The organism is Verticiella sediminum (assembly GCF_007558815.1).
GTDB classification, from domain to species: domain Bacteria; phylum Pseudomonadota; class Gammaproteobacteria; order Burkholderiales; family Burkholderiaceae_B; genus Verticiella; species Verticiella sediminum.
On record NZ_VLTJ01000014.1, the window covers coordinates 67,380 to 77,881 of the forward strand.

Genomic DNA, 10,502 nt, shown 5'->3' on the forward strand with positions numbered 1-10,502 from the left:
TTCAGGCGGGATTCACTCGAGCTCGATGTCGTGCAGCGCCGGGCCATCGCGGTCCAGGGCGATCCAGCCACCGCGTGCCGGCGTGCTTTCCAGGTCCCAGTCGGGCAGCACCCAGCGTTCCATGAGCGTGTCGCCCAGCAGGAAGCGATGATGTCCCGGGCGATGCGTGTGGCCGTGGATGAGGCGGGTGACGCCCGCCTGGCACAGCGCCGTTTCCACGGCCTGCTGGTTGACGTCCATGATCTCCATGGTCTTGCCGGCCTTGCCGTGCTCGCTCTGCTCGCGCAGCCGGGCCGCGATCTGCATGCGCTCCGGCAAGGGCTTGGCGAGCACATCGGCCTGCCAGGCAGGGTTGCGCACGACCGCGCGCATCTGCTGGTAGGGCACGTCGTCGGTGCACAGCTCGTCGCCATGGCTGAGCAGAAAGCGTCCCGCGTCGGTCTCGATGACGGCCTGGCCCGGCAGCAGCCTGGCGCCCATGGCTCGCGCCAGTCGTTCGCCCATGAGGAAGTCGCGGTTGCCGTGTCCGATCCAGACGGGAATCCGGCGGCTGGCATCGGCCACGGCGCCCAGCACCGCGGCCAGCCAGGGCGGCGGCTGGTCGAGCACGTCATCGCCGATCCAGGCGTCGAAGATGTCGCCGGGCAGGATCAGGGCGTCGGCCTGTTCGGCCGCGGCCGCCACGAAGGCGAGAAAGGCCTCGTTGGTGGCGCTCGTGTCGGGCCGCAGGTGCATGTCGGCCGCAATCCACACCGTGCCCGGTACGGTGATGTGCGGCAAAGAAGCGATCGCCGACACCGAGGTCAGAGCACTTCGGCCTTGGTGATCACCACGTCCTCGACCGGGACGTCCTGGTGAAAGCCGCGCGAGCCGGTCTTCACACCCTTGATCTTCTCGACCGTATCCGTGCCTTCGACGACCTTGCCGAACACGGCGTAACCCCAGCCGCGCGGGTTGGGCGCGGTGAAGTTCAGGAAATCGTTGTCGGCCACGTTGATGAAGAACTGGGCGGTGGCCGAGTGCGGATCGTTGGTGCGCGCCATGGCGACCGTATAGCGGTTGTTCTTCAGGCCGTTGGCCGCTTCGTTGTCGATCGGCGGGCGGGTTTCCTTCTGCTTCATGCCCGGCTCGAAGCCGCCGCCCTGGACCATGAAGTTGCCGATCACGCGGTGAAACACGGTGCCGTCGTAGAAGCCGTCCTTCACGTACTGCACGAAGTTCTCGGTGGTGTTGGGCGCCTTCTCGGCGTCGAGTTCGATGACGATGTCGCCCTGGCTGGTAACGAGTTTCACGCGGGGGTTCATGGCTGTACTACCTTTGGAGTCGGAGGAAGAGGAAGCTGCGCCTGCCGGCGCACTGGCCAATGCCATCGCGCAGCAGATCAGGGGCAGGGCGAGTCGTTGCATCAGGCGGCTCAATGCGAAATCCCTATGAGAAGTTCCTGGGTGCGAGCGGCCATCTTAGCCGCTTCGGCCTGGCCCATGCGGGCCGCGTCGCGGTACGACCGGTTGGCGAGCATCAGATAGATGTCCGCGAGGTTGGTCTTGGCCGGGCCGTAGTTCGGATCGGTGACCAGGGCCATGTCGAGCGCGTTGCGGGCCTCGTCCAGGCGGCCCTGGGCCGCGTGGATCGCGGCGAGATTGTTCCACGGTTCGGGCAGCTCGGGAAAGTCGGTGGTCATGCGCTGGTAGATCGCCTGCGCGTCGTCCAGGCGACCCTGCGCGGCCAGCGCACGCGCCTGCAGGAACAGCAGCCGGGCGTCGACGCCGGAGACGTTGCTGGCGGCGCGCTTGGCCTGCAGGTCTTCGATCTCGCGCAGCGCATCCGCGGAGCGGCCCTGGTTGACCATGCTCTCCAGCCGCTGCACCGTCTCGGTGGGGGTCTCGGGCAAGCGGGTGTCCGTGGATGGCTTCAGGCGATCCAGCGCGCGCACCAGCCACGGCCAGCCGTAGGGCTCCTGTGCCGCGATGTCGGCCTGGGTGGTCTGCGCCGACACCAGGGGGGCGGCACAGACGAAGGCCAGGGCGGCCAGGGACCTGCGCAAGAGGCGGCGGGGAGCGTGGGGCAGGGCGAGCATCGGTGGAGTTGTCCGCTTGCTATACTTGAAGATTGCATTTTAGCCCGTCTCGCCTTGCGGGCTCATGATTTCTGGCCCGTGCGCCGGCCGCTCGCGCAGCGAGCGCAGGGTGCGTCGTCGCAGCGCCTGCAGGAAATCCGAGCCCCTGTCCGGCGGTGTGCGACGGGCCGGCCGGGCGCTGCCGCGGCCAGGCATGTCCTCAAGGTCCAACGCTCACCCGGCCTCAACGCGCCAAACCCACGCGTCATGATATCCGTCTACAACACGCTGTCCCGCAGCAAGCAGCCCTTGCAGCCTGTCGAAGCCGGCCATGTCCGCATGTACGTATGCGGCATCACGGTCTACGACTACTGCCATCTCGGGCACGCCCGCATGCTGGTCGGCTTCGACGTGGTGGCGCGCTGGCTGCGCGAGGCCGGCCTGCGCGTGACCTATGTGCGCAACATCACCGATATCGACGACAAGATCATCCGCCGCGCGGTCGAGACCGGCAGGAAGCTGCACGAGGTCACGGCGTTCTACATCGACGCCATGCACGAGGACGAGGCCACGCTCAACGTGCTGGCACCCGACGCCGAGCCGCGCGCCACCCAGCACATCGCGGGCATGCTCGACATCATCGGCCGCCTGGAAAGCAAGGAGCTGGCCTATCGCGCCGAGGACGGCGATGTGAACTACGCCGTGCGCCGCTTCCCCGGCTACGGCAAGCTGTCGGGCAAGTCGCTCGACGACCTGCGTGCCGGCGAGCGCGTCGAAGTCGCCCAGGGCAAGCGCGACCCCTTCGATTTCGTGCTTTGGAAGGCCGCCAAGCCGAGCGAGCCCGACGAATCCAAATGGGAGTCGCCCTATGGCCTGGGCCGTCCGGGTTGGCACATCGAGTGCTCGGCGATGAGCCGGGACCTGCTCGGCCTGCCGCTGGACATCCACGGCGGCGGTCCGGATCTGAAGTTCCCGCACCACGAGAACGAGATCGCACAGACCGAAGGCGCCTTCGGCGGCCAACTCGCCAACATCTGGATGCATTGCGGCCCGCTGCTCGTGGATGCCGAGAAGATGTCCAAGTCGCTCGGCAACTTCTTCACGATCCGCGAGGCCTGCGCGCGCTATCGGCCGGAGGCCGTGCGCTTTTTCATCGTGCGCAACCACTATCGCAGCCCGCAGAACTTCGCGGCCGAGAATCTGGCCGACGCCGAGAACGCGCTGTCGCGCCTGTATGTCGCCTTGCAGCAGGTCCAGCCCGATGGCCTGGGCGTGGACTGGAGCGAAGCGCACGCTGTGGCGTTTCGCGAGGCCATGAACGACGATTTCAACACGCCCGAGGCGATCGCCCAACTGTTCGATCTCGCCACCGAGGTCAACCGCAAGCGCTCGCCGCGCGCGGCTGGCCAACTGCACGCCCTGGGCGCGATCCTCGGCCTGCTGCAGCAGCCGCCCGCGGCCTTCCTGCAGGACATGCGCGGCCGCGAGGGTATCACACCGGCGCAGATCGCCGAGCGCATCGCCGCGCGCGCCGAGGCCAAGGCGGCCAAGGACTACGCCGCGGCCGACGCCATCCGTGCCGAGCTGCTCGACGCCGGCGTGGCGCTGGAAGACCGCCCGGGCGGCGTCACCGACTGGCGCCGCGCCGATGGCTGACCTGCTCGTCACCGAGCCGGACTACTGGGCCATCGCGGTTGGCCATCTCAAGCGCCGGGATCGGGTGCTGCGCCGCATCATCCCCCAGCATCCGAACGTGCACCTCACCACGCGTGGGGTGCCGTTCGATACGCTGGTACGCGCCGTGGTCGGCCAGCAGATCTCCGTGAAGGCCGCCGACGCCATCGGTCAGCGCCTGTTCGTCGCATGCGAAGGCGAGCTGACGCCCGCGCGGCTGCTCCAGCTCGGCATCGAGCGCATGCGCGCGGTCGGGCTGTCGCAGCGCAAGACCGAATACCTGCTCGACCTTGCCGCGCACTTCGAGTCCGGACGCGTGCACCCGGGCCAGTGGGCGGCGATGGAAGACGAGGACATCATCGCCGAGCTCACGGCCATCCGCGGCATCGGCCGCTGGACAGCCGAGATGTTTCTGATCTTTAATTTGCGTCGGCCGAATGTGTTGCCGCTCGACGACCTCGGCCTGATGAAGGCGATCTCGCTGCACTATTTCAGCGGCGAACCGGTCACGCGCTTCGAGGCGCGCGAGGTCGCTCAGGCATGGCAGCCCTGGAGCACCGTCGCTACCTGGTATTTGTGGCGCAGTCTCGATCCTGTCGCCGTGGAGTATTGATGCGTAACGCCTTTCTCGAATTCGAACAACCGCTGGCCGAACTGGAAGCCAAGATCGAAGAGCTTCGCTATGTCCAGGCCGACTCGGCGTTGGACATCTCCGAAGAAATCAACCGGCTGCAGCAAAAGAGCCAGGGCCTGGCCAAGGATATCTACGCCAAGCTGACGCCCTGGCAGGTGGCGCTGGTGTCGCGGCATCCGCAGCGTCCTTACACGCTCGACTACGTGCGCGAGATCTTCACCGATTTCCACGAGCTGCACGGTGACCGCATGTTCGCCGACGACCAGGCCATCGTGGGCGGGCTGGCGCGCCTGAACGGGGCGCCCTGCATGGTGATCGGCCACCAGAAGGGGCGCGACACGAAGGAGCGTGCCATGCGCAACTTCGGCATGCCCAAGCCCGAGGGGTATCGCAAGGCGCTGCGCCTGATGAAGCTCGCGGAGAAGTTCGGCCTGCCGATCTTCACTTTCGTGGATACCCCGGGAGCCTATCCGGGCGTCGACGCCGAGGCGCGCGGCCAGTCCGAGGCGATCGGCCGCAACCTGTATGAAATGGCCCAGCTCAAGGTGCCCGTGATCGCCACCTTGATCGGCGAGGGCGGCTCGGGTGGGGCACTGGCCATCGCGGTGGCCGACACCGTGCTGATGCTGCAGTACGCCACTTATGCGGTGATCTCGCCCGAAGGGTGTGCGTCGATCCTGTGGCGCTCGGCCGAGAAGGCACCCGAAGCGGCCGCGGCCCTGAACATCACGGCGCCCCAGCTCAAGTCGCTGGCGCTGATCGACCGTATCGTCAACGAGCCCGTCGGCGGCGCGCACCGGGAGCCGCGCGTCATGGCGCGCCTGCTGCGCCGAGCCCTGACCGACAGCCTGCGTCAACTGCAGGACATGCCCAGCGCCGCGCTGCAGGAGCGGCGCCTGGAGCGGCTCATGGCCTACGGCCGCGTCACCACCATCAAGGCGAAGTAGCGCGTTTGCCATGAGCGCTGCGCCCGACGCTCTGCCCGCGCTGGCAGCCGGGCTGCAGACACCGGTCGACGCCTGCCTGGCGCACCTGCCCGCGGGCGCTGCGGTGGCCGTGGCCGTCAGCGGCGGGCCCGACTCGCTGATGTTGGCCGTGGCGGCCGCCCATGCGGCGCGTCGCCAGGGCCGCCCCCTCCATCTCTTGCATGTGCACCACGGCCTGCTCGCCGAGGCCGACGCCTGGGCGCAGGGCGTCGCGCACCTGGCGCAGCGCCTTGCGGCCGGCCTGGCCGTGGCGCGCGTCGAGGTCGAGCTGCGCGGCCGCGGGGTCGAGGACGCCGCGCGCCAGGCCCGGTACGCCGCGCTGAGCCGGCTGGCCGGCGAGCGCGGCATCCGCCACGTCCTGCTCGCCCAGCATGCGGACGACCAGGCCGAAACGGTGCTGATGCGCCTGCTGCGCGGGGCGGGGCCGGCCGGCATGGTCGGCATGCGCGCCGAGCTCGAACGCGATGGCGTGCGCTACCTGCGCTGCTGGCTCGAGGTGCCGCGCGCGCAGATCGTCGCGCAGTTGGCCGCGGTGTCGGAGGCCCTGGGGGTGGCGCCCGCGGCCGACCCGACCAACCATGATGCCCGCTACGCCCGCGGCCATCTGCGCACGCGCGTGTTGCCGGCCATTGCCGAGCACTGGCCTGGCTATCGCGAAACCCTGGTCCGCCACAGCCGGCTCGCCCGCGAGGCTGCCGAGATCCTGGCAGAGGTCGCTGCCGAGGATCTTGCCCGGATCGAGCAGTCGGTGCCCGGCCAGGGCCCGACACTCGACCTGGCGACATGGCGCGCGCTCGCGCCGGCCCGGGGCGCGCAGGCGCTGCGCGCCTGGCTTGCCGCGCGTGGCCTGCCCATGCCCGCCGAGAACCGCCTGGCGGCATTCCTGGATCAATTGCGTCATGCGCGCGCCGACCGGCAGGTACGGCTCGAGCACGCGGGCCATACGCTGCGCATCTACCGCAACCACCTGGCGCTGCTGCCGCAGACGGCGGCGCCCGCTGGCGTGGGCGGCGCGTCGAGCGAGCCGTTGGAGCTGCGCTGGCAGGGAGAACGCGAAATCGCCGTGCCGGCGTTCGGCGGCGCCTTGCGGTTCGAGCCGGTCGTGGGCGGTTGCGACCCCGCGTGGCTGCTCGCCGAGCCCTTGCAGGTGGGGTTGCGCCGTGGCCGCGAACGCCTGCGCCTGCACCCGGACGGCCCCAGCCGCAGTCTCAAGAATCTGTTCCAGGAGCGCGGCGTACCGGCCTGGGAGCGCGAGCGCCTGCCCCTGGTCTGGCGTGGCGGCGTCCTCGTCTATGTGGCGGGTCTGGGGCTGGACGCGCGTGTGCCGCGCGCCGAGAACGGCTGGTCGCTGCGCTGGCTTGCGCAATCCCCGGGCGCAACCGCAGGGCTCGGGGAATGACAAGCAGGCCCGGAATACGGGATAATCGGCCGTTTAGCTTTGCGCGCGAGGCGTTTTACCGCGGGCTCAGTTAGCGTTTCTGGTGGCCGGCGGCCAGCGCATCGGCCGGGGCGGGCGTGCACGTGCCCGGTTTCGGTGTTGCGCCTTCCGTGTCCAATACGATTTTTTGCGAAAGGGACGATTCACATGTCTTACCAACACATCAAGGTGCCCACCGCGGGCGAGAAGATCACCGTCAATGCCGATTTTTCGTTGAATGTCCCCGATCAGCCGATCATTCCCTTCATCGAAGGCGACGGCACCGGCCAGGACATCACGCCGGTCATGATCAAGGTGGTCGACGCCGCGGTCGAGAAGGCCTACGGTGGCAAGCGCAAGATCCAGTGGATGGAAGTCTACGCGGGCGAGAAGTCGACCAAGGTCTACGGCCCTGACGTGTGGCTGCCCGACGAGACCCTCGAGGCCGTCAAGGACTACGTCGTGTCGATCAAGGGCCCGTTGACCACGCCGGTCGGCGGCGGCATCCGTTCGCTCAACGTCGCCCTGCGCCAGCAGCTCGACCTGTACGTCTGCCTGCGCCCGATCCAGTACTTCAAGGGCGTGCCCTCGCCGCTGAAGGAGCCGGAGAAGACCAACATGGTCATCTTCCGCGAGAACTCGGAAGACATCTACGCCGGCATCGAGTTCGAAGCCGAGAGCGACAAGGCCAAGAAGCTCATCGACTTCCTGCAGAACGAGCTGGGCGTCAACAAGATCCGCTTCCCGGGCACCTCGGGCATCGGCGTCAAGCCGGTCTCGCGCGAAGGCACCGAGCGCCTGGTGCGCAAGGCCATCCAGTACGCCATCGACAACGACCGCTCCTCCGTCACCCTGGTGCACAAGGGCAACATCATGAAGTTCACGGAAGGCGGCTTCCGTGACTGGGGCTACGCCCTGGCCCAGAAGGAGTTCGGCGCCGAACTGATCGACGGCGGCCCGTGGAGCAAGATCAAGAACCCCAAGACGGGCAAGGAAATCACCATCAAGGATTCGATCGCCGACGCCTTCCTGCAGCAGATCCTGCTGCGCCCGGCCGAGTACGACGTGATCGCCACCCTGAACCTGAATGGCGACTACGTCTCCGACGCCCTGGCTGCCCAGGTCGGCGGCATCGGCATCGCCCCGGGCGCGAACATGTCCGACTCCGTCGCCATGTTCGAAGCCACCCACGGCACCGCGCCCAAGTACGCTGGCAAGGACTATGTCAACCCGGGTTCGGAAATCCTCTCGGCCGAGATGATGCTGCGCCACATGGGCTGGACCGAAGCCGCCGACCTGATCATCAGCAGCATGGAGAAGTCCATCCTGTCGAAGAAGGTCACCTATGACTTCGCCCGCCTGCTCGAAGGCGCGACCCAGGTGTCGTGCTCGGGCTTCGGTCAGGTCATGATCGAAAACATGTAATTCGAGACGCCGCGATGGGCGCCTGGCGCGTCCGTTTTCGGTTCGAAGAAACCCGGTTCTTTCAGGAGGGCCGGGTTTTTTATTTCACGACGACTGTCGCACGTAGAGCGCCGGCAGATGCCGGCCACACCCGCGGGCGCACGAACGAAGTCTGCTATAAGAGGGACTACGATCACTTCTGCAGGGCCATAGTGCATGTCCGTTCGAACGATCCGGCTCGGAGGCGTTCTGCTTCTCGCCGCGCTGCTGTCCGCCTGCTCCACATCCAGGGGCCCCGACCGCGGCAACGATTGCAGCGCCAGCCGAAACAGTTGTATGTACGAAGGATCGTACGAGCCGGGAGAGCGCGAGTATGCCGAGCGGGAGGCGAGCCGTCTGAACAAGGCGGCAGCCCGACGGCTGCGTCGCAGCTAGGCCGGTTTGCCCGGAGCGGCGGCGCGCAGCAGCCGTCCTGCGCCTCTGGTATCGTTGCGCCCATGGCGGCGCGAAGGCCGCGGCTCAGCATTCCAGGGGGTTAGCTATGGCGGTTCACCGTCTCTATATCGATGGCCAGCACGGCACGACGGGCCTGCGCATCCGCGAGCAACTGGCCGGCCGCGAGGACATCGAGGTCCTCGATATCGCCCAGGCCGACCGGCATTCGGTCGAGCGCCGCCGCGAGCTGCTCAACGAGGCCGATGTGGTCATGCTCTGCCTGCCGGACGACGCCTCGCGCGAGGCGGTGGCGATGATCGAGCGGCCTGAGGTGCGCGTGATCGATGCCAGTTCGGCCCACCGGGTGTCGCCCGACTGGGTCTACGGGTTCCCCGAGATGGCGCCGGGCCAGCGCGAGGCTGTGCGCTCGGCGTCCCGCGTCAGCAATCCCGGCTGCTATGCGACCGGCGCGATCGCCCTGTTGCGGCCGCTGGTCGACGCGGGGGTGCTGCCGGCGGACGCCCGCCCCCAGATCACGGGGGTTTCGGGCTACACCGGAGGCGGCAAGTCGCTGATCGCGATCCATGAGGGTGAGAACCCCGAGCCGTTCGCCTTCTATGCGACCGAACTCGCGCACAAGCATACCGAAGAGATCCGCCAGCGTTCCCGGCTGGAGCGCCGGCCGATGTTCCTGCCCAGCGAGGGGCACTTCCCGTGCGGGATGCTGGTGGCCATCCTGCTGCCGCGCGAACTGGTGCCGGCGGGCCCGAAGGCGGTGCAGCGGGCTTATGCGGCGCACTATGCGGGCGAGGGCTTCATCCGCGTGGCCGGGCTCGACGAGCGCGCGTCGCTGCTGCGGGGCGGCTTCGTCCGCGCGGACACGCTGGCCGGTACCAACGAGCTGGAGATCATGACGTTCGGCGGCAAGGTCGAGGACGACGTGCTGGTCATCGCCCGCCTGGACAACCTCGGCAAGGGGGCTTCCGGGGCGGCGATCCAGAATCTGAACATCATGCTCGGCATGGAAGAGGCGCGCGGTCTGCGCTGAGGGTCGACCAGTTCAGGGAGTCGCCCGTGAAGTCCCGGGTTGCGGCTGTGTTCCTTCAAAGGGGCAGTGGCGGCTGACCAGCATGTGCATCGCGCGTTTCATTGCCCTTTTTGTCCTGGTGCTGTCCGGCGGTCTTGCGCGTGCCGAAGGCCTCGGACTGCATGACCTCACGACCGTAGCGGCGGATGTTGCCCAGGCAATGGGGGCCGGCTTCCGTGTCTGGGCCGCCCCCGACACCATGAACTTGAGCTGCTGCGAGAAGTCGAGGGAGCAGATCGTCATGCTGAGTACCGACCGGCAGACGGACGAACTTGGCCAGTCGGAAAGGTCCGACAGTTCCTACATCGCTGAATTGGAAGAGACGTGCTCGACCTTGAGTCCTGCTTGTGAGATCGAGAACATCGATATCGACCCGGCGATCGGGAGGCTCATAAGTCTGCGTCGCCTGGGCGGTGACATGACAGGGACAAGGATCGTTGTCGTGAAGGATGGCGAGCGGCTGGTCGTCCAATCCGCCGCCAACGATCGGACGTTGGCACGTAGCAATGCCGAGACGGCCCTGAGTGCCGTGAAAGGTGCGCTGTTCGAGCAAGGACAGGCGGGGGCAGACTGATTTCCGGCCGATGAGGCTGAAGCTCGCTTCGAAAAGTAGGACCGCACGCTTGCCGCTGCGCGACGGCGCTGCCCTCAAAGGGGGCGCTTTTTGCCTTGGGGCGGCCCGGCGCCGGCGGCAAAAAAAACCACTGCGTGCCATCCGCCGCACCCGGGCGGCACGGGAGTGCTGGCGGCCGTAGGCTGTCGTCTTCCCAGGAGACGATATGCCCGCTGCCTTGCCGCCAGGCGATCCG

Annotated in this window: 10 protein-coding genes; 7 read left to right on the forward strand and 3 right to left on the reverse strand. The window is 67.7% G+C overall.

Going from position 1 to position 10,502, the window contains the following annotated elements; all coding sequences use genetic code 11:
- Positions 1-12 precede the first annotated feature (12 nt).
- The 3 genes from FOZ76_RS08785 to FOZ76_RS08795 are packed head-to-tail and all read right to left on the reverse strand — an operon-like array spanning position 13 to position 2,077.
- Positions 13-780, reverse strand: coding sequence for a UDP-2,3-diacylglucosamine diphosphatase (locus FOZ76_RS08785; protein WP_143947771.1), 768 nt, complete (start codon positions 778-780; stop codon positions 13-15).
- 23 nt (positions 781-803) lie between these two features.
- Positions 804-1,370, reverse strand: a complete 567-nt coding sequence (locus tag FOZ76_RS08790) for a peptidylprolyl isomerase (protein ID WP_246129373.1) — start codon at positions 1,368-1,370, stop codon at positions 804-806.
- Between the two features lie 44 nt (positions 1,371-1,414).
- Positions 1,415-2,077, reverse strand: coding sequence for a tetratricopeptide repeat protein (locus FOZ76_RS08795; RefSeq protein ID WP_143947773.1), 663 nt, complete (start codon positions 2,075-2,077; stop codon positions 1,415-1,417).
- Positions 2,078-2,323: 246 nt separating this feature from the next.
- Here FOZ76_RS08795 and cysS point away from each other — a divergent pair, with 246 nt between their 5' ends.
- The 7 genes from cysS (at position 2,324) to FOZ76_RS08835 (ending at position 10,267) form a co-directional block, all read left to right on the forward strand.
- On the forward strand, positions 2,324-3,712 hold the full coding sequence (cysS, locus tag FOZ76_RS08800) for a cysteine--tRNA ligase (RefSeq protein WP_143947774.1): 1,389 nt from the start codon (positions 2,324-2,326) through the stop codon (positions 3,710-3,712).
- A complete protein-coding gene (locus tag FOZ76_RS08805; RefSeq protein WP_143947775.1) occupies positions 3,705-4,343 on the forward strand; it encodes a DNA-3-methyladenine glycosylase family protein in 639 nt (212 codons plus the stop codon). Before cysS ends, FOZ76_RS08805 begins: the two co-directional genes overlap by 8 nt.
- Positions 4,343-5,311 (forward strand): acetyl-CoA carboxylase carboxyltransferase subunit alpha, encoded by a 969-nt coding sequence (locus FOZ76_RS08810; RefSeq protein ID WP_143947776.1) that lies wholly within the window; start codon positions 4,343-4,345, stop codon positions 5,309-5,311. The genes FOZ76_RS08805 and FOZ76_RS08810 overlap by 1 nt, the downstream gene beginning before the upstream one ends.
- Positions 5,312-5,321: 10 nt before the next feature.
- A complete protein-coding gene (gene tilS, locus FOZ76_RS08815) occupies positions 5,322-6,749 on the forward strand; it encodes a tRNA lysidine(34) synthetase TilS (protein ID WP_170235357.1) in 1,428 nt (475 codons plus the stop codon).
- A 186-nt stretch (positions 6,750-6,935) separates the two neighbouring features.
- Positions 6,936-8,192, forward strand: a complete 1,257-nt coding sequence (icd, locus tag FOZ76_RS08820) for an NADP-dependent isocitrate dehydrogenase (RefSeq protein WP_143947777.1) — start codon at positions 6,936-6,938, stop codon at positions 8,190-8,192.
- 520 nt (positions 8,193-8,712) lie between these two features.
- Positions 8,713-9,654, forward strand: coding sequence for an N-acetyl-gamma-glutamyl-phosphate reductase (argC, locus tag FOZ76_RS08830; RefSeq protein ID WP_143947779.1), 942 nt, complete (start codon positions 8,713-8,715; stop codon positions 9,652-9,654).
- A gap of 82 nt (positions 9,655-9,736) precedes the next feature.
- A complete protein-coding gene (locus tag FOZ76_RS08835) occupies positions 9,737-10,267 on the forward strand; it encodes a hypothetical protein (protein WP_143947780.1) in 531 nt (176 codons plus the stop codon).
- Positions 10,268-10,502: the final 235 nt, after the last annotated feature.